24 protein-coding genes are annotated in these 24,175 nt (G+C 67.0%); 15 read left to right on the top strand and 9 right to left on the bottom strand.

Features of this window, described 5'->3' with window-relative positions; translation table 11 throughout:
- The first annotated feature begins 25 nt into the window (after positions 1–25).
- From NQ152_RS12860 to NQ152_RS12845, 4 genes are all read left to right on the top strand, one after another.
- Positions 26–358, top strand: a complete 333-nt coding sequence (locus NQ152_RS12860) for a TraR/DksA family transcriptional regulator (RefSeq protein ID WP_257524284.1) — start codon at positions 26–28, stop codon at positions 356–358.
- 204 nt (positions 359–562) lie between these two features.
- Positions 563–2,023, top strand: coding sequence for a benzaldehyde dehydrogenase (locus tag NQ152_RS12855; protein ID WP_257524283.1), 1,461 nt, complete (start codon positions 563–565; stop codon positions 2,021–2,023).
- A 183-nt stretch (positions 2,024–2,206) separates the two neighbouring features.
- Positions 2,207–2,347, top strand: a complete 141-nt coding sequence (locus tag NQ152_RS12850) for a hypothetical protein (RefSeq protein ID WP_257524282.1) — start codon at positions 2,207–2,209, stop codon at positions 2,345–2,347.
- Complete coding sequence (locus tag NQ152_RS12845; protein ID WP_257524281.1) at positions 2,344–3,366, top strand: amidohydrolase family protein; 1,023 nt, start codon at positions 2,344–2,346, stop codon at positions 3,364–3,366. The genes NQ152_RS12850 and NQ152_RS12845 overlap by 4 nt, the downstream gene beginning before the upstream one ends.
- A 29-nt stretch (positions 3,367–3,395) precedes the next feature.
- Here NQ152_RS12845 and NQ152_RS12840 read toward each other — a convergent pair whose 3' ends face one another.
- Together NQ152_RS12840 and NQ152_RS12835 are read right to left on the bottom strand one after the other, a co-directional pair.
- Positions 3,396–3,581 (bottom strand): hypothetical protein, encoded by a 186-nt coding sequence (locus NQ152_RS12840; RefSeq protein WP_257524280.1) that lies wholly within the window; start codon positions 3,579–3,581, stop codon positions 3,396–3,398.
- Between the two features lie 444 nt (positions 3,582–4,025).
- Complete coding sequence (locus NQ152_RS12835) at positions 4,026–5,051, bottom strand: zinc-dependent alcohol dehydrogenase family protein (RefSeq protein WP_257524279.1); 1,026 nt, start codon at positions 5,049–5,051, stop codon at positions 4,026–4,028.
- A gap of 193 nt (positions 5,052–5,244) precedes the next feature.
- Here NQ152_RS12835 and NQ152_RS12830 point away from each other — a divergent pair, with 193 nt between their 5' ends.
- Entirely contained in the window at positions 5,245–5,688 is a 444-nt protein-coding gene (locus tag NQ152_RS12830; RefSeq protein ID WP_257503685.1) for a 6,7-dimethyl-8-ribityllumazine synthase, read from the top strand.
- A 270-nt stretch (positions 5,689–5,958) separates the two neighbouring features.
- Here NQ152_RS12830 and arsB read toward each other — a convergent pair whose 3' ends face one another.
- Together arsB and NQ152_RS12820 are read right to left on the bottom strand one after the other, a co-directional pair.
- Positions 5,959–7,062, bottom strand: a complete 1,104-nt coding sequence (arsB, locus tag NQ152_RS12825) for an ACR3 family arsenite efflux transporter (RefSeq protein WP_257524278.1) — start codon at positions 7,060–7,062, stop codon at positions 5,959–5,961.
- 98 nt (positions 7,063–7,160) lie between these two features.
- Positions 7,161–7,520, bottom strand: a complete 360-nt coding sequence (locus tag NQ152_RS12820) for a metalloregulator ArsR/SmtB family transcription factor (RefSeq protein WP_257524277.1) — start codon at positions 7,518–7,520, stop codon at positions 7,161–7,163.
- A gap of 74 nt (positions 7,521–7,594) precedes the next feature.
- Between NQ152_RS12820 and NQ152_RS12815 the strand changes: the two genes are divergently transcribed.
- The 4 genes from NQ152_RS12815 (at position 7,595) to NQ152_RS12800 (ending at position 10,209) form a co-directional block, all read left to right on the top strand.
- Positions 7,595–8,923: an NAD(P)-binding domain-containing protein gene (locus tag NQ152_RS12815; protein WP_257524276.1), complete on the top strand. Its 1,329-nt coding sequence runs from the start codon at positions 7,595–7,597 to the stop codon at positions 8,921–8,923.
- On the top strand, positions 8,920–9,441 hold the full coding sequence (locus NQ152_RS12810) for a GNAT family N-acetyltransferase (RefSeq protein ID WP_257524275.1): 522 nt from the start codon (positions 8,920–8,922) through the stop codon (positions 9,439–9,441). The genes NQ152_RS12815 and NQ152_RS12810 overlap by 4 nt, the downstream gene beginning before the upstream one ends.
- Entirely contained in the window at positions 9,434–9,712 is a 279-nt protein-coding gene (locus NQ152_RS12805; protein ID WP_257524274.1) for a hypothetical protein, read from the top strand. The genes NQ152_RS12810 and NQ152_RS12805 overlap by 8 nt, the downstream gene beginning before the upstream one ends.
- A gap of 80 nt (positions 9,713–9,792) precedes the next feature.
- Complete coding sequence (locus NQ152_RS12800) at positions 9,793–10,209, top strand: arsenate reductase ArsC (protein ID WP_257524273.1); 417 nt, start codon at positions 9,793–9,795, stop codon at positions 10,207–10,209.
- Between the two features lie 212 nt (positions 10,210–10,421).
- Here NQ152_RS12800 and NQ152_RS12795 read toward each other — a convergent pair whose 3' ends face one another.
- Positions 10,422–11,072, bottom strand: a complete 651-nt coding sequence (locus NQ152_RS12795; protein WP_257524272.1) for a TetR family transcriptional regulator — start codon at positions 11,070–11,072, stop codon at positions 10,422–10,424.
- 115 nt (positions 11,073–11,187) lie between these two features.
- Here NQ152_RS12795 and NQ152_RS12790 point away from each other — a divergent pair, with 115 nt between their 5' ends.
- Positions 11,188–12,666 carry an MDR family MFS transporter gene (locus NQ152_RS12790; RefSeq protein ID WP_374113592.1) on the top strand — a complete coding sequence of 493 codons (1,479 nt, stop codon included), beginning with the start codon at positions 11,188–11,190 and terminating at the stop codon, positions 12,664–12,666.
- A 987-nt stretch (positions 12,667–13,653) separates the two neighbouring features.
- Here the strand turns inward: NQ152_RS12790 and NQ152_RS17385 are convergent.
- The gene (locus NQ152_RS17385) at positions 13,654–14,097 is read right to left on the bottom strand and encodes an alpha/beta fold hydrolase (RefSeq protein WP_374113591.1); all 444 of its coding nucleotides are present in this window, start codon (positions 14,095–14,097) and stop codon (positions 13,654–13,656) included.
- Between NQ152_RS17385 and NQ152_RS12780 the strand changes: the two genes are divergently transcribed.
- Positions 14,084–16,939 carry a LuxR C-terminal-related transcriptional regulator gene (locus NQ152_RS12780; protein WP_257524270.1) on the top strand — a complete coding sequence of 952 codons (2,856 nt, stop codon included), beginning with the start codon at positions 14,084–14,086 and terminating at the stop codon, positions 16,937–16,939. The two genes, NQ152_RS17385 and NQ152_RS12780, sit on opposite strands and share 14 nt — an antisense overlap.
- A 20-nt stretch (positions 16,940–16,959) precedes the next feature.
- On the opposite strand, the gene NQ152_RS12775 is transcribed toward NQ152_RS12780, so the two are convergent.
- Complete coding sequence (locus tag NQ152_RS12775; RefSeq protein WP_257524269.1) at positions 16,960–17,514, bottom strand: hypothetical protein; 555 nt, start codon at positions 17,512–17,514, stop codon at positions 16,960–16,962.
- A 414-nt stretch (positions 17,515–17,928) separates the two neighbouring features.
- Between NQ152_RS12775 and NQ152_RS12770 the strand changes: the two genes are divergently transcribed.
- From NQ152_RS12770 to NQ152_RS12755, 4 genes are all read left to right on the top strand, one after another.
- Positions 17,929–18,666 (top strand): alpha/beta fold hydrolase, encoded by a 738-nt coding sequence (locus NQ152_RS12770; protein ID WP_257524268.1) that lies wholly within the window; start codon positions 17,929–17,931, stop codon positions 18,664–18,666.
- Positions 18,667–18,752: 86 nt separating this feature from the next.
- Positions 18,753–18,983, top strand: coding sequence for a transposase (locus NQ152_RS12765; protein WP_257524267.1), 231 nt, complete (start codon positions 18,753–18,755; stop codon positions 18,981–18,983).
- Positions 18,984–20,269: 1,286 nt separating this feature from the next.
- Positions 20,270–21,217 (top strand): LLM class flavin-dependent oxidoreductase, encoded by a 948-nt coding sequence (locus tag NQ152_RS12760; protein ID WP_257524266.1) that lies wholly within the window; start codon positions 20,270–20,272, stop codon positions 21,215–21,217.
- 271 nt (positions 21,218–21,488) lie between these two features.
- Positions 21,489–21,842 carry an HAD family hydrolase gene (locus NQ152_RS12755; protein ID WP_257524265.1) on the top strand — a complete coding sequence of 118 codons (354 nt, stop codon included), beginning with the start codon at positions 21,489–21,491 and terminating at the stop codon, positions 21,840–21,842.
- A gap of 312 nt (positions 21,843–22,154) precedes the next feature.
- Here NQ152_RS12755 and mmsB read toward each other — a convergent pair whose 3' ends face one another.
- Both mmsB and NQ152_RS12745 read right to left on the bottom strand, forming a co-directional pair.
- Positions 22,155–23,063: a 3-hydroxyisobutyrate dehydrogenase gene (gene mmsB, locus NQ152_RS12750; RefSeq protein ID WP_257524264.1), complete on the bottom strand. Its 909-nt coding sequence runs from the start codon at positions 23,061–23,063 to the stop codon at positions 22,155–22,157.
- On the bottom strand, positions 23,060–24,175 hold the full coding sequence (locus NQ152_RS12745) for an enoyl-CoA hydratase/isomerase family protein (RefSeq protein WP_257524263.1): 1,116 nt from the start codon (positions 24,173–24,175) through the stop codon (positions 23,060–23,062). The genes mmsB and NQ152_RS12745 overlap by 4 nt, the downstream gene beginning before the upstream one ends.

Below are 24,175 nucleotides of genomic sequence, written 5' to 3'. Positions count from 1 at the left end.
TCTTTTTTTTACCTGAGGAGTGGTCATGCTGACCGATAACCCATCCCTGTCCGTCCCGGCTCCCGACATCGACGCGGCGGCCATCCGCCGGTCCTTGGAACAGCAGCTCAAGGAGCGCGAAGAGCTGATCAGCGACCTGGCACCCCGCGCCGCTCCGAACATCGACCCCGTCGCGTGGGCGACCACGGCAGCGACCCGCAAGGTCGTGGACCGCATCCTGGCGGCCCTGGAGCGACTGGACGACGGCACCTACGGACGCTGCGTGCGCTGCGGGGACACCATCGTGGCCGGCCGTCTCGAAGTGCTTCCGTACGGAGAGACGTGCGTGTCCTGTCAGAACGACGTGGACAAGTCCTGAGCTGAGCACACGGCGAGCGTGCGGTCGCCACGGCGGACTCCTGACGGAATCGGAAGAGATTCAGGGTGGTGCCGTTCCGCAAAGAGCACCACCCTGGAAGCGAAGGAAGCGGGATGCCGACCGGCAAGCCTCGACGCGGGCGACCCCGACCGTCGCGTGGCCGGCTCCGCGGCATCCTCCACCCTCGATGAAGAACGGAGCATCATGACGATCGACACCACCACCCCCCTCTGGCACCACGCGCTGTTCTCGGATGGCTGGCGCGCCGGCGCTGCCGAGCCGATCACGGTCACGGCCCCGGGCACCGGCACCCCCCTGGCGACGATCGCCCAGGCGGACCCGACCGACCTCGACCGCGCGGTCGAGTCAGCCACGGCCGCGCAGAAGCGCTGGTCGAAGCTCTCCTACGCCGTACGCGCTGCAGTGATGCTCAAAGCGGCGCAGCTGCTGGAGTCCGACCCGGCCCGCCTGGCGGACGTCCTGGTCCCCGAGAGCGGTTCCGGTCACGGCAAGGCGGCCTTCGAGGTGGGACTGGTGGTGTCCGAGTTGCAGGAGGCTGCGGCGCTGGCATCCCACCCCTATGGCGAGCTGCTGCGCAGCGTGAAAGAGCGCACGTCCATCGCGCGGCGGGTCCCGCTCGGCGTTGTGGGGGTCATCTCGCCGTTCAACTTCCCGGCCATCCTGTCGATGCGCTCGGTCGCTCCGGCGTTGGCTCTCGGCAACGCCGTGATCCTCAAGCCGGACCCGCGCACCTCCATCTCCGGCGGCCTCGCGCTGGCCGCGCTGTTCGAGGAGGCCGGACTGCCCGACGGCGTGCTGCACGTGCTGCCCGGCGGAGGCGAACTCGGTGCCGCGCTGGTCACGCACCCTGGGGTGCCCTGCATCTCGTTCACCGGCTCGACGCAGGCGGGCCGCAAGGTCGGTGCCGCCGCGGCTCCGCTGCTCAAGCGCGTGCACCTTGAACTGGGCGGCAACAACGCGATGCTCGTGCTGCCCGACGCCGACGTCCAGGCCGCCGCGTCCGTCGGTGCGTGGGGATCGTTCCTGCACCAGGGACAGATCTGCATGACCACCGGTCGTCACCTGGTGCACCGTTCGATCGCCGCGGAGTACATCGCTGCCCTCTCCGAGAAGGCGAAGGGGATCCCGGTGGGCGACCCGGCCGAGGGCCTGCCGCTGGGGCCGATCATCGACGAAGGGCAGCGTGATCGAGTGCACGGCTATGTGCTGAACGCGGTCGAGAACGGCGCCACGCTCGCCGCCGGCGGTGAGTATGACGGGCTGTACTACCGCCCTACGGTGCTCACGGACGTCGCCGTGGAGAACCCCGCTTGGACCGAGGAGATCTTCGGCCCGGTGGCGCCGGTGCAGGTATACGACGACATCGACGAGGCGATCGAGATCATCAATGCCACCGAGTACGGCCTGTCGGTGTCGATCATCACGTCGAATCCCTACGCCGCCTACGAACTGTGCGACCGGATCGAGTCCGGCGCCGTTCACATCAACGACGCCACTGTGGACGACGAAGCCGTCATCCCGTTCGGTGGGACCAAGGCCTCCGGTGTCGGCGGTCGCTTCGGCGGTCCGCAGGCCAACCTCGATACCTTCACCGAGACGCAGTGGATCACGATGCAGAGCCGAGTGGAGCGCTATCCGTTCTGATCGTGCGGCGAGTGCGCGGCGCCGCGAACGCACGACCCGGGAATCATGGTTAGCTGGCGGCAGCCCATGTCGCTGATGACACCTCGCCGAAGTTCGTGGCGGCGACAGCTGCATGGCCTGTTCCGCCCACAGCTGCCCGCCCACGATCGGCGGGGGCCCGCCCAAGGACAAGAGGTTTCTCACGTGCTGACCGAACTGCTGACCCCGCACCGCCACATCGCCGAGCAACTTCAGCCCGGTCCACGGCGGCTCGGCGGCCGTCGTGACGCCGACACCCGCGGCCTGGTCTTCGGCGACGCCCTGACGACGGCGCAGCCGGCATGACCGCCGCTGACACGGGCGTCATCGACGTCCACGCCCACGTGCTGCTGCCTTCCCTGCACGCCGAGGTGGAGCGGCGCGCACCCGAACTCGTCGCGGAGGCGGCCGCCCTCGATCTGCGCCGCAACGGCGCCGCCAGCCAGGCGGTGTCGGGTCCCATGATCGGGGTGCGCATCCCGAAGCTCACCGATGTCGGCGTGCGGCTGGCCGACATGGACGCGCAGGGCGTCGAGCGACAGTGGGTCAGCGCCTCCCCGAACCATTTCTACCCGTGGGCACCGGAGGGACTGGCGGTCTGGGCCGCCGGCGAAGCGAACCGCCTGATCGCCGAGTACGTGGCCCATGCCCCGGACCGGCTCACCGGCCTGGGCCTGGTTCCCATGCAGCATCCCGGCCGCATGGTCGAGTACCTCGATGACGCGGTGCTCGGTCACGGGCTCGCCGGAGTCGAGATCTCGTCCTTCGCCGGCGATGTCGAGCTGTCGGACGAGCGGCTCGAGCCCTTCTGGGCACGCGCAGCCGAACTCGGCGCCGTGATCTTCCTCCACCCGTTCGGGTGCAGCCTGGACGAGCGGCTGGACCGGTTCTACCTCGCCAACACCGTCGGCCAACCGGTCGAGAACGCGGTGGCTCTGTCACACCTGATCTTCGCCGGGGTGCTGGATCGGCATCCCGGATTGAAGGTCGTGGCTGCGCACGGCGGGGGGTACCTCCCCACCGTCATCGGGCGCTCAGATCACGCCTGGCACGTGCGCCCGGATGCGCGCGGCTGCGCGCATCCGCCGTCGACCTACCTTCGCAAGCTCTGGTTCGACACCGTCGTGCACGACACGCGAACGCTGCGCGCTCTGGTCGAGGTGGCCGGCGAGGATCGCGTCGTCCTGGGCAGCGACTACCCCTTCGACATGGGGCTCGATGATCCCGTCGCGAAGATCCGGGAAGCGGAACTGCCCGAGCACGTCACTCGGCGGATCCTCGGCGGCAACGCCGCGGCTCTGATCGAGAGGCAGAAGAACGCCTGAGGATCGCTCCTGGCCCTCCGCGGGCGCGGTCACCGCGGTCCGTGCTCGATCATCGTGCGGATCCCAGGTGAGAGGATCACGACGCGGTCCTCTGCTCCCGCCGCCGCCACCGCGGCGGCGGCGATGTCCGCCGGCCCTTCGGTGAAGTGCGCCGATCCCTCCGCATCGACGGGAACGACGACTGCGGAGGGCAGCGCGCCCGTCAGCTCAACCACCTGACTGCTCGTCAGCGATACGTACGCGTCGATCCGGGGCGTACGCCCCGCGCCGGCGAAGACGACCGCGATCCGGATCGGTCCGAGATGGTGCTCGATGTCGCGGACGACGCGAGTGGAGGCGTTGTCCCCGTCATCGCCTTCACAGTCGCGCCCGGCAGACGCTCGGCGGCAGTCGGCGTGGACAAGACCAGGGGAACGCTCGCCAGCAGCCGCCGACCGCGCGCATCGAGGTTGTCCGGGTGCTGATCGTGCGAGAGCAGGACGGCGTCGATGCGACCGATCCTCTCGGCGGGCACAGCCGGTCCGCGCAGCTTGGTGAGGAGGGATCCGCCGGATCCCTGCGGACCGGGCGGGCGACATCGGCGGCTCCGAGCGAAAAGGGGCCTCGGCTCGAGCCCCGCGAGCCGAGGCCGGAGAGTCTGCGCGCAGCATCCGCCCCGGTCAGAAGGTGAGCAGCACCTTGATGGCGGTGCGCTCGTCCATCGCCCGGTAGCCAGCGGCGGCGTCTTCGATCGGCAGGGCGAGGTCGAAGACCCTGCCGGGATCGATGGTGCGGTCCCAGATGAGGCGGATCAACTCGGGCAGGTACTGGCGCACCGGGGCGGGTCCGCCGTGCAGGTGCACGCTCCGGAAGAACAGCGCGTGTCCGTCGAGCTCCACGCCGTGCGAGACGCCGACGTACCCGACATACCCGCCGGGGCGAGTCGAACCGATGGCCTGCCACATGGACTCCTGCGAGCCGACGGCCTCGACGGTTCCGTGCGCGCCGTATCCCCCGGTGAGCCTCTTCGCCTTCACCGCGCCGTCGTCACCGCGTTCCTCGATGATGTCGGTCGCTCCGAACTGGCGGGCGAGGGCCTGCCGCGCGGGGTTCCGGCTGAAGACGATGATCCGCTCCGCGCCGAGCTGCTTCGCTGCCAGGACGGCCGACAGGCCGACAGCGCCGTCACCGACCACGACGATGGCCTTGCCCGGGCCGGCCTCGGCCGCGACCGCGCCGTACCAGCCGGTGCCCAGCACGTCGGACGCTGCCAGCAGCGCGGGGATCAGATCGGGATCGGGGCGCCCGGGGGTCGCGACGAGGGTGCCGTCGGCCCACGGCACGCGAGTCAGCTCCGCCTGCGTTCCGAGCCCGCCCATCATCACGCTGTGGATGCACCGCGACTGGTACCCGGCCCGGCAGATCTCGCAGGTGTTGTCGGAGGCCACGAAGGACCCGACGACGAAATCGCCGACCTGCACGGTGCGCACGTCCTGCCCGATGTGCTCGACGACGCCGGCATACTCGTGCCCCATCGCCTGCGGGGTGCGGCGCAGCGGCTCGACCCCGCGGTACGGCCAGAGGTCGGACCCGCAGATGCACGACGCGGCCAGGCGCACAACGGCATCCGTGGGCTCCAGAATCTGCGGCGCTTCGCGCTGCTCCACCCGCACGTCGCCGGGCCCGTACATCATCACTCCACGCACAACGCGCTCCTTCCGGTGAGCCCGACGAGTGCATCCAGCTCCGCGCCAGGGCACTGCGCCGGCCGGTGGGTGAGACCGACGGGTGCCCTGGACGACGGGGATGACGTTGTCACGCGGCGGTATGGCAGTCAAGTCCTTCCGCGTAGCGGTGCCCCGCGCGGTGGGGAACCGCCCGTCCAGTAGCGTGGGCTGAGTGCAGCAGAACTCCGTCGCCCTTATCCGTGCACGCTGGCACCAGGATGTCGTCGACCAGGCCGTCGACGGGTTCATCCGCGAATTCGCGGCTCTCCGCCCCGACTTCGCGGTCGAGTCCTTCGACGTTCCGGGCGCGCTGGAAATGCCCTTGCTCGCGCGGCGCTTGGCCCGCACCGGGCGCTACGCGGCGGTCGTCGCGGCCGCCTTCGTCGTCGACGGCGGCATCTATCGCCACGAATTCGTCGCCCAGGCCGTGATCGACGGGCTCATGCGCGCCCAATTCGAGACCGACGTCCCCGTGCTCTCGATCAGCCTCACCCCGCATCAGTACCAGCCGACGGCCGAGCACGACGCGTTCTTCAGCGCGCACTTCGCCGCCAAGGGTGCCGAGGCCGCCCGGGCCGCCGACATGATCGTCCGACGCTGGGCCGAGACCGCCTGACCGGCGGACGAACCGGACCGCAGCGACGGCTCACCAGGACGTGGCGACGTGCGCGTGGGCTCGCAGAATCGCCTCGGTCGTGCCCGCAGGCGCGCGTCCGATCCCGCACTCCGTTCCGATCCCGAATCCCGCTGGGAGGCGCGGCCCCTCCGCACTCTTAAGCGACAACGTCCGCATCGCCCCCACCCCTTCGAGACGTCGCTATCTGGCTCCGCCCGAAATCATCCACGTCCGCACGACGCCTCGATCGACAGCGGACGGATCACGCGGTCAGACCTTCGTGGGGGTGCGGCGCGGCTGATCGTCGGAGCCGATGGCCGCGAGGGACGCCGGGAAGAACCGTGGGCGCACCCAGAGAGCGACGTAGACCAGTCCGACGAGGACGGGCACCTCGATGAGCGGGCCGACGATGCCGGCGAGCGCCTGACCGCTGGTTGCACCGTAGGTCCCGATGGCGACGGCTATGGCGAGCTCGAAGTTGTTCCCGGCGGCGGTGAAGGACAGCGTGGCCGTTCGCGCGTAGGTCAGCCCGATGAGCTTGCCGGTGGACAGTCCGATCAGGAACATGACGACGAAATACGCCAGGAGCGGCAGCGCGATCCGGCCGACGTCCACGGGATGCGCGATGACCTGCCGACCCTGCAGGGCGAAGAGCATGACGATCGTGAACAGCAGTCCGCCCAGAGCAAGGGGGCCGATCCTGGGCAGGAAGACGGCCTCATACCAGTCGCGCCCACGACGACGTTCGCCGATCCGGCGCGAGAGATATCCGGCGAGAAGGGGGATACCCAGGAACACCAGGACACTCACGGTGATGGCCCACATCGAGAAATCCGCAGTGGTCGTGGACAGCCCGAGCCAGCCGGGCAGCACCTGGAGGTAGAACCATCCCAGCGCAGCGAAGGCGACGACCTGGAAGACGGAATTCAGCGTCACGAGGAATGCCGCCGCTTCCCGATCCCCGCACGCGAGGTCGTTCCAGATCAGCACCATCGCGATGCAGCGCGCCAGGCCGACGATGATCAGCCCGGTGCGATACTCCGGCAGGTCCGGCAGCAGCAGCCAGGCCAGAGCGAACATCAGCGCAGGTCCGACCAGCCAGTTCAGCACGAGCGAAGAGACCAGGAGGCGCTTGTCGGACGAGACGACCGCCGCGTCGGTGTAGCGCACCTTCGCGAGCACCGGATACATCATCACCAGCAATCCGACGGCGATCGGAACGCTGATCGTCCCGACCGAAGCAGCGTGGAGCAGGGCACCGAACCCGGGCGCGATGACGGCGAGGACGAGCCCCACCGCCATCGCGAGGAGGATCCAGACGGGCAGGAACCGGTCCAGCAGGCCCAACCGTGCGCGGTCGGCAGCAGTGTTCACAGGGCTCCTCGAGACGGATGCGCGAACGGAAGGATCGCGAAGACGGGCTGGGCGGCGCTTCGATTCTGCCGTCGCGTGGAAGGGCGGGAGGCGATGGGTCAGGCCGTGGCGAGGAGACTCGACACCCGATCCAGCGCGCCGGGCACGAGCGCGAAGTACGCCCAGGTCCCGCGCTTGCTGCGTGTCAGGAACCCCGCACTGGTGAGCACCTTCAGGTGATGCGAGACCGTGGGCTGGCTCAGGCCCACCGGTTCGGTCAGGTCGCAGACACAGGCCTCCGCGTTCTGCGACGCGGCCACAATCGACAGAAGCCGCAGACGGGCCGGATCGGCCAGGGCTTTCAGAGTCGTCGCGAGACGCTCCGCTTCGTCGGCGGTGAGCGGTTCCCGGACGAGGGGCGCGCAACACGCGTCGGTGTCGCGGCCACTCACGTTCGTCATCTCGAGCATCCTCGGCATATATCGAGCGTAGTCGATATTGACAGATGTCGATAGATGCGCTCAGACTGGGTATCGAAGTTCATCGATATCTCATGGAGGATGCTGTGACCCTGCTCGATCTGACGCCACGCGTATCGGCATCCGACCGTCTTTCCACGCTGCCCGTGGCGGTCATCGGCGCGGGGCCGGTCGGTCTGGCGGCGGCGGCGAACCTCGTCGAGCGCGGCATCGACTTCGTGGTGTTCGAGGCCGGAGACGAGGTCGCGGCCAGCGTGCGGGCATGGGGTCACACTCGGCTGTTCTCGCCGTGGAAGCACCTCGTGGACCCGGCGTCGCGCCGACTCCTCGCGGAACGCGGCTGGGAGCTGCCGGATCCGGATCGAGCACCGACGGGCACAGAGCTCGTCGAGAAGTACGTCGCACCGCTCGCCGAACTCGACGAGATCGCACCACGGGTTCGGCGGGGTGTCGAGGTCATCGGTGTCTCGCGGGAGGGCATGGACCGCACCCGGACCCGCGCTCGCGCCGCGGCTCCCTTCGTGGTGCGCACCCGCACCGCCGGCGGCGAGGTGCAGGACTTCGCCGCCCGCGCGGTCATCGATGCCTCGGGCACCTACCTCTCCCCCAACCCGCTGTCCTCGAGCGGGCTGGATCTGCTCGGGATGGCGGACATCGGCGACGCGGTGACCGCCGCGCTGCCCGACGTGCTCGGCCGTGATCGCGCGCAGTTCGCCGGCCGCCACACGACCGTCGTGGGCGCAGGCCACTCCGCCGCCAACACGCTGCTCGGGCTCGTCGAACTTGCCCGACAGGAGCCCGGCACCGAGGTCACCTGGCTGATCCGCAACGAGCAGGCGGTGCGGGTCTCGTCCTCTGTGGACGATGAACTCGCCGATCGTGCGCAGCTGGGCAACCGGGTGGATCAGGCCGTCGCGGACGGGCTGATCACGGTCCTGTACGGGGTGGAGATCATCCGAGGACGGCGAGCCGGAACCGCCGTGGAACTCGTGGCGCACCGCCGCGGCGAGGTCGTGACGCACACCACCGACCTGGTCGTCAACGCCACCGGATTCCGCCCGAACCTCGAGATCCTCCGCGAGATCCGCCTCGAGCTGGACGAGATCGTGGAGGCACCCAAGCGGCTGGCCCCGCTGATTGACCCCAATATCCACTCGTGCGGGACCGTCGAACCGCACGGCTTCCGAGAATTGACCCACCCCGAGCAGGGGTTCTTCATCGTCGGCATGAAATCGTACGGCCGCGCCCCGACCTTCCTGCTGGCCACCGGGTACGAGCAGGTCCGCTCCGTGACGGCATGGCTGGCGGGAGACGCCGCCGCGGCGGCGCAGGTGGAGCTGGTCCTCCCGGCGACCGGGGTCTGCTCGACCGACGCCGGCGACGGCGGTGGATGCTGTTCATGACGCAGGTGCGTGAGATGACACCGGCGGATTGGCCGGCGGTCGAGCGGATCTACGCCCAGGGGATCGAGGACGGAGAGGCGACCTTCGAGGTCGCCACCCCGGACTGGCCGGCTTTCGACACGGGAAAGCTGCCCGCTCTGCGCTTGGTGGCCGTCGACACTGCCGGCACGATCCTGGGCTGGATAGCAGGGTCCGCGGTGTCGGCTCGTCCGGCGTACAGCGGTGTCGTTGAGCACTCGGTGTACATCGATCGCAACGCCCGAGGACGAGGGATCGGGCGCCTCCTGCTGGACGCGTTCATCGGCGCTGCCGAGGCAGCCGGCATCTGGACGATCCAGTCGAGCATCTTCCCGGAGAATGCCGCCAGCCTCACGCTCCACGAGGCAGCGGGGTTCCGGGTCGTCGGGCGACGCGAGCGCATCGCCCGGTCCGGAGCCGGCCCGCACGCCGGCGACTGGCGCGACACACTCCTGATCGAGCGGCGCAGCTCGCTGGTGCATGGCGAGCACGATGGATGACGCGACGATCCGCCGATATCTCGGCGATACCCGCACAACCGTCCTGGACATCATCGACACGGAGCGCGTGCGGGACGCGGACGAGGTCGCGCGCGTGTGGTCCGCCCGCCGCGCGGACCTCTCCCCGGCGCATGCCCGGCGGCTGCCCCGGATGGCGGCACAGCTGCTGTGGCAGCTGCGGAATCTAGGGTGGATCGAGCAGCGCCAGCAGGTGTGGGTCATGACCGATCTTGGGCGATACGCCCGTCGACTCGATCACACGCCGACCTAGGCCACCCAGAGCCATCACCTGCCGGTCTTCATGAGCGATGGATCCCGGTCCGATTCCGACTGAGAGAAAGTGAGACCTCGATGACCGACAAGCCCACCGTCCTGTTCGTCTGCGTGCACAACGCGGGGCGTTCGCAGATGGCCGCCGGCTACCTCCGAGCCTTCGCGGGCGACCGCATCGAGGTGCTCTCTGCCGGATCGGCTCCCAAGGATCAGGTCAATCCCGTCGCGGTCCAGGCGATGGCCGAGGAAGGGATCGACATCGGCGCCAGCACCCCGAAAGTGCTCACCGTCGAAGCGGTCAAGGAGTCTGACGCGGTCATCACCATGGGTTGTGGTGACGCCTGCCCGATCTTCCCGGGCAAGCGTTACGAGGACTGGGAGCTCGACGACCCTGCCGGCCAGGGGATCGACGCGGTACGGCCCATCCGCGACGAGATCCGCCGGCGGGTAGCAGCACTCATCGCGGAGCTGTTGCCCGAGAACGACGTGGCATGATCTGACGTCCGGTCGACCGGTTAAGCCTCCTGAGCAGAAATGGCCGATCGCGGAGCAGTAGCCAAGAGAAGTAGCACGTGACCGGGATTTTCTGGACAAGACGGAGGGATTTGAAATCGCGCGGATGGCACCCGGGCTGATAGGAACTGCATGGTTCCGGGGGTTCTGAGGTAGCGGGTGGCTACGCTGTGGAGGCAGGTGGAGCTGTCGGCCTACTCCGTAGGCGTCGCGGAGAAATAGTTTCTGAGGCCGTCGAGGATCTCTGCGTAGAGCGCGCGTGTCGAGGCCTGCTCACCGTTTTCCGTACGTCTCACCCATTCATCAAACGCCAGACGATGGGCCGTGCCCAGCGCGGTGACGAGTATGCGTGCTTCGAGTTCGCTGTCGGATCCGTTGGCTTCGAGCACGATCTGGGCGAGTTGGCGAACATGCTCGGCGTCGATTGCGAGAGCGATGGCCAGGAGAGCGGGCTCAGAGATGACCAGTCGGCGTACTCTGAGCACCCGTTCGTGTTGGTCAGGGTGCTCATCGTCGAACACCTCAAGGAGGTCGCGCTGTGCTCGTTCAATTGCGGCGATCACGGGGGTCCCGCCGTCGACGTCGTGGCGTACGCGGGTGACGAGCTCGTTAAAGCCGTCATCGTCGAGGAAGATGACGTTCTCTTTCGTTTCGGCATAGCGGAAAAAGGTCCGAGCGGAGACGCCTGCGGCTGCTGCGATGTCATCAGCGGTGGTGCCGTGTACCCCGTTGCGCTCGAACAGGTCGAGGGCGGCGTCAGCGAGTTCCCGACGAGTCTCTTGTCGGCGTCGTTCCCGCAAGCCGAGCGGGACGTCGTCAGATGGCGAGCTGTGCGAATCGACCATGGGGAACATTGTTGCACTGTCTGCCTAACTGGCAGTTTCTGCCATATAGTGGTGTGGTTGTGGCCCGCCGTCGTGTCGTCATCCGCGCTTCTGCGCCCGCACCAGAAAGCTTTTCGTGACTCTTCAAGAAGATTCGGACACCGCGTCGGTCTCCACCGTCGATTCCACATCGCAGCGCACCGGGCCTGTGATCGCGCTGCTGGTGGCTTCAGCGTTCGTCGTCATCCTGAACGAGACGATCATGGGCGTGGCGCTGCCGCGACTGATGGTGGACCTCGATATCACGGCGGCCACAGCACAGTGGCTGACGACCGGCTTCCTTCTCACCATGGCGATCGTCATTCCGCTCACCGGTTTTCTGCTCGCACGATTCCCGCTGCGGTCGCTGTTCTTCACCGCGATGTCCTTGTTCGCACTCGGCACGTTGATTGCGGCACTCTCGCCAGGGTTCGAAGTGCTTCTGGCGGGTCGAGTCGTCCAGGCTTCGGGAACTGCCATCATGATGCCCCTGTTGTTCACGACCGTGCTGAATGTCGTGCCCGCTTCACACCGCGGCCGCATGATGGGCGTCATCTCGATCGTGATCGCCGTCGCTCCCGCTGTCGGTCCAACGGTGTCGGGAATCATCCTTTCTGCCCTGGACTGGCGTTGGATGTTCTGGCTTGTGCTTCCGATCGCCGTCATCGCCCTGATCCTCGGGGCCGTCTGGGTGCGCAACATCACTGAGACGCGGCCCGCTCGTTTCGATGTGCTGTCTGTGGTGCTCTCCGCACTCGGCTTCGGTGGACTGATCTACGGACTCAGCTCCATCGGCGAATCCGCATCGGGTCACACACCGGTACCCGTGTGGATCCCGCTCGCCATCGGAGCCTTCTCGCTGGCGATGTTCGTGCTGCGACAGCTCGCCCTGCAGAAGACCGACACCGCGCTGCTGGATCTGCGCACATTCACCTCTCGGTCGTTCAGCCTCGCTGTGGTCCTGGTCGTCGTTGTTATGGCGGCTCTCTTCGGATCGCTGATCCTGCTGCCGATCTACCTGCAGCAGGTTCTCTCGCTCGACACGCTGACCGTCGGGCTCATGCTGCTTCCGGGCGGTGTCCTCATGGGGATCGTTGCACCGATCGTCGGGTCGCTGTTCGACCGATACGGACCGACGCCCCTGGTGATTCCGGGGATGATCGTAGCTGCAGGAGCGCTGTGGGGGATGGCGACCTTTGACGAGCAGAGCTCGATCGGCTGGATCGTCACGGTGCACGTCACACTCAACATCGGCCTCGGATTCGTCTTCACCCCGCTCCTCACATCCGCGCTGGGTTCGCTGCCGCGAAAGCTGTACTCGCATGGCAGCGCCATCGTGAGCACGATCCAGCAGGTCGCCGGCGCCGCAGGAACCGCGCTCTTCATCACATTGATGTCAGTGGGGGCGGCGGATGCCGCCGCTGCCGGTGCCGGCGAGGTCACAGCGACGAACGCGGGCGTGCACGCAGCCTTCCTGCTCGGTGCATGCGTGGCCACCGCTGCAGTCGTATTGGCGTTCTTCGTGCGACGACCCGCGCCGACAGAAGATGAGACGCCCGTCCTGATTCAGCACTGAATCTTCCACGGTCGCTGTGCTGCAGCTATCGATCGCGCGGCGCTTCATCTTCGACAGACCCCGGACGCACGAGCTGAACCTCAATGGATCGAAGCCCTCGTGCAGACCGCGAGAGGCGAGCTAGCCAGAAACGATGGCGGTCTCAACCAGTCAGTGCACCACTCGGGAACGGTTGATCCGGAGGTGCGGGTGAGGTTCGCGAGTGAGCAAGAGGACGAGCTGTGGCAGCGGTGGGCAGCTGGTGAGTCGAGTCGGTTGATTGCCCGGACGCTGGGAAGCACCCCTCAGGCGGTGCGAGCGGTGCTCGGGCGGCACGGCGTCCGACCGCGAACTCGCACACGCGGGAAGCAACAGTTGACCGCTTCGGAGCGCGAGGAGATCTCGCGCGGTGTCGCGGCCGGGCGATCCAGTAGACGGATCGCAGCGTTCTGGGGCGAGCACCGTCCACGGTGTCGCGGGAGATCAGCCGTAACGGTGGACGGACGCGATATCGTGCGGCCGTCGCGGATGCCGCGACGTGGGAGCGCGCGCGTCGCCCCAAGGTGTCGCAGCTCGCGGCTTCTCCGGATCTTCTGGCCGCGGTTCGCGATCGACTGGGGCGCGATCGAGATCTGGGCATCGGACAGGCCACCCAGGTGTCAGCGACCGTCGCAGCCGACAGCATTCTCCCCATCCGAAGCGCGGCTCAGGGCATTGCTGGTGGAGCATCCGGAGGTGCCGAGGACAGTGATCGCGGAGCGGGTCGAGTGGCCCGGGACAATCGCTTGGCTCCGGAACAACGTGCGCAGGTTGCGGCCGGAGCATCGACCAGTCGACCCGGCCGCCCGGCTGAGCTGGGTGCGTGACGTGGACGCAATGCGATCTCTGGTTCCCGCCGCGGAAGATCCCGCTCGAGGACGGCTCTTCCGTGCTGCTGCCGATGACGGCTACTGTCGCCGCTCAATCGAAGCTGAGCATCGAGAGCGTGCGGCAGCAGCTCGGCGATGGCTACCAGTGCCACCCCGGCGCGGGCCTGGGTGGCACACCTGCGCGGTTGTCAGGTGTCTGGAGCAGGAACGGCTCGAGCGAGGAGAGGAAGGCGAATCGCGCGATTCGGTCGTGGCCGTGATTCGTGGCGTGCCCGGCCAGCTCCCCGTGCCCATGGAGAGCCACCGAGGATGTCGTCGGCAGGTTGAGTTGCGTGATGAGGCTGCGGAGATCAGCGGCGAACGTGTCGTCGTCGTAATCGGTGCTCACCCTGCTGGACTGCCCGAATCCGCGACGGTCACAAGTGATGACGCGGTAGCCGGCGGAGACGAGCGACCGAGCCTGAAGCTCCCCAGAACGCCCGCCCAAGGGGGTAGCCGCGATTGAGGACGACGGGGCTGTCCCGCACCCTGGCCCTCGTCTCGACGTCGGTGGTGCTCTGAATACCGACGTGAAGTACGCCATCATGCTCTTCTTGGGGATCGGGCACAGCAGAGGGTGGCGCGGTTCGGGCGCGGAAGCATCCGTAAACACCCCAGTCAGGAGCCTGGTATTCGCTGCTGACACCGCGGTATCGTGGCGCATGCTTCTGGGGAGGCGACAAGAGCGGGAGTTGCTCGACGGACTGATCACGGCTGTGCGCAAGGGCGACAGTCGCGTGCTCGTCCTGGAAGGCGAAGCCGGAGTCGGCAAGACGGCGTTGTTGGATCTGCTGGTCGATCGGGCGGACGGATGCCGCGTGGCTCGCGTCATTGGAATGCAGTTTGGAACCGAGCTGGCGTATGCCGGAGTGCATCAGCTCTGCGCGCCGTTCCTGGACCGAGTCGGCCACCTGCCCGCTCCGCAGGGCGCGGCTCTGGAGATTGCCTTGGGCGCCCGCGCTGGCGTGCCGCCCGACCGATTCCTGGTCGCTCTCGCGGTGCTGGGGCTTCTGTCAGTGATCGCCAAGGAGGCTCCCCTCGTCTGCATCGTCGATGACTTTCAGTGGCTCGATCGCTCCTCCTCGCAGGCGCTCGCCTTCGTCGCCCGGCGACTCCATTCAGAGTCTGTCGGCCTCATCTTCGCGGTGCGAGATGGACACAGCGGGCTTGGAGTTGACTCACTCCCGCACGTGCACCTCGATGGGCTCGGCGACGACGACGCCGCATCGCTCCTCGCCGCCGTAGTCCATGTGCCGCTCGATGCGCGCGTTCGTCAGCGGATCCTCACGGAAGCGCGCGGAAACCCGCTTGCGATCCAGGAGATATCACGCACCCTGACGGACGCCGAGTTGCAGAGCGGTGTGATCTTCCCGGGCACAGGCACAGCATCCGAGTTGGAAGCCTCGTTCGCACAGCGGTGGTCGCAGCTCCCCGCGGAATTGCAGCAGTTGCTGCTCGTCGCTGCAGCGGAGCCATTCGCGGACACGGCGATGATCTGGGGGGCGGCGGAACTGCTCGGTATCACTCCGTACGCGAGCGGGCCTGCGGTCGCCGCTGGATTGTGCGCTGCGGACTCCACCGTGCGCTTCCGACACCCACTCGTGCGGTCGGGGATCTACCACGCAGCATCACCGGACGCGCGCCGCGTTGTGCACCAGGCCCTGGCGGATGTCGCAGGCGCCGATTCTGCCCACGAGTGGCGCGTGTGGCACGTCGCGCGCGCCCAACTGCCGCCCGACGAGGATGTCGCCGCCGAGCTCACCACCGCTGCGGAGCGAACCCTCGCCCGAGGGGCTCCGGCCGCCGCTGCCGCGTTATTGCGCGAGGCGGCCACCTACACAGTCGATCCCGAGCTGCGCAGCGTCCGCGCACTCGCGGCGGCTCAGGCCGGAATGCAAAGTGGCCAGCATACGCAGGCCCTGGCATCGCTCTCGATCGCACAAGGATCATCGAGCTCAGCACACACCTTTCACCGCGCGGAGCTCATCCGCGCCCAGATCGGCGCCGCCGCCGCACGCGGAAGCGGGGCGGTGCCGGCTCTGCTGGCCGCCGCCAAGCATCTTGAGCCGTTGGACCCTGCGCTGGCGCGGGCTACGTACCTCGAGGCGTTCGCTGCCGCGCTCTTCGCTTCGTCGCTCGCCGTTCCGGGCGGAACTCTCCATGATGTCGCCTCGCACGCCCACGCTGTTCAGTTGTCGCCCGAACCAACCCCCTCCGACCTCTTGCTGCGCGCGCTGGCAGCGCGCATTCTTCCGAACGGCGAGCGGAGCACTGAACTCATGCGCGCGGCATTCGACGCCCTCCTTTCAGCGCGCCCCGTCGGCGTTGCGAGCATGCAGGCCCTCTGGGTCGCCGGCATCGCCGCCGTCGATATGTGGGAGCACCAATATTGGGACCGACTGACCGATCTGCACGTCAGCGCGTCTCGTGAGGCCGGCGCGATCAGCCAACTTCCCCTTGCGCTGTCCTCGCGTCAGGGCGCCGTGCTGTTTTCTGGTGATTTCGAGCTGGCCGACCTTATCGGGCAGGAGTGCGCCGCCGCCGCAGAGGCTACCGAGAGCCGCAACGTCCCGTATACGGAACCGGTGCTCACCGCGTGGCGCGGCGACGAGGCAGCCTCCGCACGGATCATCGGCTCTTATCTCAACGACGCGACCGCGCGCGGCGAGGGGGGCGGCGTAGCCTTCATGCATTGGGCGCGCGCACTCCTCGCCAACAGCTCGGGCCGCCATGCCGAAGCGTTGGTGGCGGCCCGAGAGGCTGCGAAGTTGCGGCATCCGTTCGACACCTCAAGCAACCTCGGGCTTATGGAGCTTGTCGAGGCGGCAGCGCGCACCAACGCACATGACGAGGCGCGTGCCGCGATCACGCTTCTCGAAGCCGGAATGAATGGCTCCCAGTCCACCTGGGGTCGCGGGATATTGGCCCGTTCGCGAGCGCTGGTCAGCGCCGGCGAAGACGCCGAGGAAGAGTTCCGCGACGCGATCGCGAATCTGGAGCGGGGTGGAATCGGCACTGAGCTGGCCCGGACGCACATGATGTTCGGGGAATGGCTGCGGCGAGCGCGTCGAATACAGGACGCACGCACGCATCTCCGGGAGGCTCACGACCGGTTCCGACGGATGGGTGCGGCCGCTCTCGCCGCACGCACAGCGCGCGAACTGCGTGCTTCTGGGACGACGGTCACATCCGTCGCCAGGACAGACCGTGGCCTCACTCCTCAGGAGGAGCAGATCGTCAGGCTCACCGCGGAGGGGCTCACCAACCCGGAGATTGCGGAGCGGCTCTTCCTCAGCCCTCGGACGGTCGAGTACCACCTCGGGAAGGTGTACAACAAGCTGGGGATCAGCTCGCGCGTCCAGCTCATTCGGAAGCTGAATGCGTGACGGTGCCGCGGCGCCGCCAGTCACCCCCGAAGCGGCGCCTGATCCTGCTCGCCGGGGCTGTTCGGCGTCCATCCGAACCAACCGTCCTCGGACGGGATCACACTCCACTCACCGCAGGTGAAGACCCGCTTTGCGGCGTACGGGTCCGGCGCGCCCTCGATTGCGTAGGTGGATCCGGACTGCCGGTCAATCTCCACACAGATGCTGGGGTCCAGCGGGGAAGCGCTCGACAGCAGGATGGACGCGTTCGTTGCATCCGGCCTCGTCGACTCGACGATGCGGATGTCGCTCGCATCGTCCGGCACCCATGCCGCGTGGGCGACGGACGAGTCCGGCGCATCGGCCGCCGTCTGGAAGATCGAAGACCTCTGGTGGTAGACGAGCTCGTCGACGACGGAGCAACCGGAGAGCCCGACAGTGAGAGCAGCGAAGGATGCGAGTAGGGCTACAGCACCGGTCCGGGCCGGCTTGGAGTCATGAAGGGACATGACTCCAGCCTCTGCGAAAGCATCCTCCTGGTCGTCCGCCGCGCGATGTATCATCGTGCTCCTCGCGATGGATCCTGGCGCGACCACGGGCGCCCACGGGCTGCCGTCCCACGTCTCTGGAAGGGGTTGGGCGAACTCGCAGCCCCTCGAATCGGCATCGCGCCGGCCCGGCTTTCACCTCCCACGACACCCAGGCCCGTCGAGTCGCTCGTCCCACGCATTCAGGTGCAAGCGTCGGCGTTGATCGCGTGAGGTGCCACCCGGGGATTCCCCGGTCAGCGCTCGCATGCGAACGGCGAGGCAGACATCGGCGATGCCGCGCTGGATGACTGCATGGTCTTGCGCGCAACCGGTTGGGGAATCATCCGCGTTGTCGCCGCCCAGCGCGAGTGGCGATGACGGAACCCTTCGCGCAGGTCGAGTCGCATGACTCAAGCGCCACATCGGACGGAGAGGCGATCGTGAGTCCGACAGAGGTCCCCATCTCAAAGGAGCAGTATCATGCCGCACTTCACCACCTCGGACGGAACCGAGATCTATTACGTCGACCAGGGCGAAGGCCAGCCGATCGTGTTCTCACACGGATGGCCCCTGAACTCCGATGCGTGGGCGGTCGAGCTGAAGGTGTTCGCGGACGCCGGCTTCCGGACGATCGCGCATGATCGGCGCGGCCACGGGCGTTCTTCGCGCTCGTATGCGGGCAACGACATGACCACCTACGCGCGAGACCTGTCCGAGCTGGTGAACCACCTCGACCTCCGTGACGTCGTCGTCGTCGGCCACTCCACCGGGGGTGGGGAGGTGGTCCGCTATGCCGCGCAGTTCGCGGACGGCCGGGTGAGCAAAGTGGTGACCGTGGGCGCCGTTCCGCCCATCATGCTCAAGTCAGACGGCAACCCTGAGGGCACCTCGATCGAAGATCTCGATGGCATCCGCGCCGCAGTGCTGAAGGACCGGTCGCAGTTCTGGTTTGATCTCGCAGAGCCGTTCTACGGGGCGAACCGGCCCGGTGCCCAGGTCTCCGAGGGGGCGAAGAAGGACTTCTGGCGGCAGGGGATGCTGGTCGACCTGCCCGCCGCGTACGACTGCGTGAAGGCGTACTCGGAGACGGATCAAACAGAGGACCTCAAGGCGATCGATGTTCCGATCTTCATCGCGCAAGGAGACGACGACCAGATCGTGCCAATCGCCGCCGCCGCCGAGAAGTCGATCAAGCTCGTGAAACACGGCACGCTCTAGGAATCTCACGGAAGGACACAAACGCACGATGGCTCTTTGACCAGTCTGCCCTCCTCGAGCTGGTCGGGGAATTGAAACTCACCGATGTGAATGACCGAGTCCGGGTCGCGACCGAGTCGCTCTATCAGGAGTTGATTGACGCGGAGGCGGCCGCGTTCATCGGTGCTGCGCCGTTCGAGCGCACCCCGGATCGTGTTGCGCAGCGCAACGGGACCCGGCTGCGCACGCTCGCCACCACCGCGGGTGAGCTCGCGCTGCGGATCCCTAAGCAGTTCTCACTGACCATCGCACGATGGCTCACCACGTTCTCGACGTGACACTCGAGCCGGGAAACGACACCAACTCCGGGGACGTCACCTTGTTCCGGCATTACCGCTGAGCGATCTCGTAGCTGAGGACGCATGCCGCTGAAACCGTTCTCGCCTGTCTGCGTTGGTCAGCCGGCGCCTGAGAGATCTAAATGCCGCCCACGCACCTTCCGCCATGAGCGCCACCGGGACTCGGTCAGTTCCCGCCGCTCGGGCCGTGGCGTGAAGACGGCCTCGCTGGCTAACGTGGGGACCGGCACCTCCCGCATCGCCGCAGCTTGACGCGCCGCTCCCAGTGCGGAAAGGTGAGACTCTCCAACGACGCTCAGCCGACGATCGAAATACGTCGGCGGCGAGCTGGACGAAGCCAGCGCCGGCCGACAGATCCGCGGCCACCATGACGGCGTCGTCGTCCTGCACCATGTGCTCGAGCACCAGCCGGTGGGCGAAGAGCACCCCCTCCACCACCGCCCAGTCCGTGGCGCGGCGGCCCCGCGGCGCGGCGTGGGATCGGGGATGATCCCCATCGCGGGCCGTGACATCCCAAGCGGGCCACGCTCGGCCGTACGTGCGGCAAAAAGAACGGCGCAGACCTAATCTCGCTCGACGGCGACCGCGACGGCGCCGCCGACGTGATCATTTCCCCGACGCTGTCTGGCCCGGTTCGGCCGACATGGCCGGCGCCATCGGCCAGGGCCAGACCGCCATTTGACGCACCGTGCAACAGCCACGCTCCGGACCTAATGTGCACACACTGGAGAAGCCAACGATTACGCGGGCCAGGGCGCGCGCGCCAGCGGGTCACCACGTGGGTGGTACCAAGCGTCAACAGCGCATCCGATGAATCACCTAACCCAACGGCAACTGCTGCACTGGCGGGTGACCGCGTGAGGTGCCTTCCAAGTGGAGGTCTAGTAGCGGCTGAAGAATCGACGCATGGCGACTACGAGTGCTGCGGATCGCCGCAGCGTCGTTGCTGGAGAGCCGGCGGTGACGGATTCGGGGGCGAACTCGCTTTCGCACTATGCGCACCGCTCTATCATCACCACCCACGGTTAGCGTTACGTCGGAACTGTGATGGCCGACCGCCGGGCTGCAATCGTCAGCCGCGCGGGCGCCCGGCGACAGATTCCGCCACCCATAACTGACGGTGGGAATGACGTGCTCATCCACTCTCTGCGCAGGTTCTGGTCGTACATATAACATGTAACACGGATAGTGTCGGCGGGCAAGTAGCGGAAGTGTCCCGTTGCTGTTAAGAAGTGTCCCGTTGCTGTTAAGAGGAGTGGATCGCCATGACGGTGCAGAAATATATCGGTCTTGTGTCGCGTCCGCGCGTGGGACTTGTCTGGACCGAACCCACTCCGCGCGTGGTAGCGGAACTGGAAGCGATGCCTTTCGACTCCCTGTGGGTCGGTGGACACGTGGCGTCAGACCATGCGATTCCCGAAACGATGGTGGAACTCGCGCGGCTGAGCGCGATGACCGACCGGGTACAGATCGGTACGTCGATATTGCCGCTCCCGCTTTACCCTCCGGCGATCGTGGCCAAACAGATCTCCGACATCGACCGAGCGTCGGGAGGACGCGTCGTTTTGGGAGTTGGTGTGGGAGGGGAGTTTCCCAAGGAGTTCGAGGCCTGCGGCGTTCCGGTGTCGCAGCGGGGTGCTCGAGCTGATGAGATGATCCCATTACTCCGGCGATTCTGGAGCGGAGAGCCGATCACGCACCACGGCATGCACTATGGGTTCACTGAAGTGCGCGTGCACCCCGCTCCCGCCCAAGACGATCAGCTTCCGATCGTGATCGCGGGCAGAACAGAGCGTGCGATGCGACGGGCAGCGCTTCTGGGGAATGGATGGATGCCCTACATGTACTCGGCCCGGCGGTATGCAGAGTCCGTCGCGGACATCCGGATGCGAGCGAGCAGGGCGGCGCGCGACCTCGCCACATTTTCTTGGTATGCGTGGGTGTTCGTGAACGTCGCAGCGGATGCAGAGGTCGCGCGGCAGGAAATGGCCGCCTACCTAAGTAGGGCAGGATTCGAACAGACCGCAGAGAGCGTCGAGTATCGCACAGCGGCCGGCTCAGCGGAGGAGGTCGCTGAGAAGCTGCAGGCGTACGTCAATGCGGGTGCAGAGCATCTCATCCTCGCCCCGGTGCCGCGCGCACGTCGGGAGGCAATCGCCCGCGCGCTCGCAGACAACGTGCTGCCACTGCTGCGGCTCAGGGATGAGCGCTAGGAATGTTGCGGCCGAAGAGCGCGTCGTTGGACATGTGCGCGATCTCGCGATCGAAACTATCCCGCCGCCGACAATACCTAGGCTTGGTCGCCTTGCGACGAGAAGCGATATTACGTGCGGGCAAGCTCGGGTTGCGGACTTCGCTGGCGGGGCGAGGGGGCGCACTACTGAGAGAAGAAATCGGCGCCACATATCTAGAATTCTCACCACGCTGCGAGGCGAGCGTCCTGCTGTGAAGGCCGGGGGCTTCTCCTTGACTACGTCAAGATGCGTGGTCAGCTTCGACATCGATGGCACTCTGGAGATTGGAGACCCGAAAGGGCCGGTCACCCTGGGCTTCGTCAGCAGGCTCCGCGAAGCCGGTCTGGTGATCGGGAGCTGCTCCGACCGAACGATAAGAGAGCAACGCGAACTATGGGAAGCTCATGCCTTCCAGCCCGACTTCACTGTAAACAAGGCTGGTCTCCCCCACGTGAGGCTGATGTTCAGCGCGGCGCAGCACATCCACATCGGCGACACGGAAGTCGATCGCCACTACGCCCAGCTGGCTGGCTTTGAATTCTGGTGGCCATGGGACGTCCCGGCCGAGAATGATGGGTGGCCGCCAAGGAACACCACGAGCTGATCGGCGGTCGGGGCTGTCTCCCATGCTGGCAATCACATATGCGGAAGGGAGCTCGTTCGCTAGCGCGGACAGCCCCATGGACATCAGGCTCCACAGCAAGGTGAGAGGATGGCGCAGGCTGGAAGCCAGGAGCCACGTCGTTCGACCGCAAGCCAATCAGACACGGAGTTCGGGCGGCGGAGTTGAAATAGCTCGCGCCGCACTTGACGGCGCTCCTACGAGAACGACCCATTCCGAGCGGAGGTACAAACGATCGCGGGTCGCGGGGGTCTGAAGGCCCATCCTCGTCGCATGCCCAAGCGCACTCCTCGTTCAGGTGGCAGTGCAGCCGGAGCGCACGGTGTCGATGATCGCGGAAAAGTCTCGATCTGCGCCCGAGCCCTCCGCAAAGTCGCGGTAGATTGCGCGCGCCATTCGTCCAAGGCGAGCGTCGACTGCCACGCGTTCGAACGCCTCCTCCGCGAGACCGAGATCCTTCGACATGAGCGTTCCAGAGAATCCTGGCGCGAAGCCGAAATTGGCTGGGCTTAAGGGAACCGGGCCGGGGACCGGGCAGTTGGTCGTCAACGCCCAACATTGTGCGGAGGATCCGGACATGACATCAACCATCGTTTCGTGCGACAACCCCAGTCGCTCTCCCAGGACGATGCCCTCGGCGACCGCTATCTGTGTTATGCCGACGATCATGTTGTTGCAGATCTTCGCTGCTTGCCCCAGACCCGAGTCACCGCAATGAACGATCCGCTCTCCCATCGCTTCGAGCAGGGGAAGCGCCGCAGCAAAGTCGTTCCCATCGCCTCCGACCATGAACGCGAGGGCGCCGCGCTCTGCGCCGACGACTCCGCCGGAAACCGGCGCGTCGAGCGCGCGATGCCCCGCCGCAACCGCGAGCACCGCGGCCTCCCTCGCGTCCGCCACCGAGATCGTTGAGGAATCGATGAACAGGGTCCCGGAACGAGCGACTGACAGTAGCCCGGGGGAGTCCGCCGATCCCCGGTAGGCGTTCAGAACGTGGCGCCCCGTGGGAAGCATCGTAATGATCACGTCGGCGTGTATGGCAGCGTCCCCGCCGCTCGCCGCCATTTCGACCCGTGCGTCCAGGGCCGCCTGGCGAGCGGATGGAGAAGGGTCGAATCCGATCACTCGGTGTCCGGCTGCGACCAGATTCATGGCCATGGGCATCCCCATATGTCCAAGCCCGAGGAACGCGATGGTGGTCATTCTTTCTCCTTCGACGAGAGTGCACCTGAGAGGCCGAGATCGCCCCCGGGCGGCCGATCGAAGAACGCCGCGATGCTACGGGGTTCCACGTCGGCGTGTTCCCGAGGCTGCCAGCGGGGGGTTCGGTCCTTCTCGATGAGCTGTGCGCGGATTCCTTCTGTGAAGTCGTGGGTGGTGAATGCGTGGCGGGAGACCCTGTACTCCTGGTCGAGGGCCGCTTCGAGCGACGACATTCGCGCAGCGCGACTGAGTGCCTCCCGCGCGACGGCGAGGGCAAGGGGCGATTTCGAAGAAATGAGGTCTGCAAGCTCCCGGGCCCGCCGCGGCTCGCTCCGGCGCAGCGCGTCGATGATTGCTGGGATGGACTCGGCAGCAAAGGCATCTCGCGTCCAGTCGCGTTCCTCATGGAGGATGCCGGTGCCGGGATCCTCGGCCGCGCTCGCGACCGCGAGCGGGGCGTCCTGTGTCTCGAGCGCGGCGAGGAGCGTGTCGACTTTGTCGCGAGGCACGAACACATCGGACAACCCAACGAGAATCGCATCGGCGGCTCCGACACTCTCGCCGGTCAGCGCGAGCCTCGTCCCGAAGTGATCTGGGGCGTGTGAGAGCAGCCACGTGGCCCCCACGTCGGGAACGAAGCCGATCGTCACCTCGGGGAAGCCCACGACCGAGCGCTCCGTGACGACGCGATGCGAACCGTGCGCCGAAAGCCCGACGCCGCCCCCGAGAACGAGTCCGTCCTGAATGGCCACGAATGGCTTGGGATACCGGGCGATGCGGGCGTTCATCGCATACTCGTCGCGCCAGAACGCAGCAGAGGAGCTTCCGTCCCCGTCCATCGCATCGTGGTAGAGGCTGACGACGTCCCCACCTGCGCACAGGCCGCGGTCGCCGGCTCCCGTCACCGTGACCGTGGCGATTGCGGGATCCACCTCCCACTCGTCGAGAGCGGCCGAGATGGCAGCGACCATCCCGTGCGTGAGGGCGTTGATCGTCTTCGGCCGACTGAGGGTGACAAGTCCGAGTCGACCACGGCGCTCGACGATGACGTCCGAGCCCTCCGGGCCTCCGGTGCTCAAGCGCTGATCGGTGTGTGAGGCAGGTGCGGACAT

The sequence above is a fragment of the Microbacterium sp. zg.B48 genome (genome assembly GCF_024623505.1).
Classification (GTDB): domain Bacteria; phylum Actinomycetota; class Actinomycetes; order Actinomycetales; family Microbacteriaceae; genus Microbacterium.
Note: the sequence above shows the minus strand (reverse complement) of the source record. Positions and strands in the feature narration are given on the sequence as shown.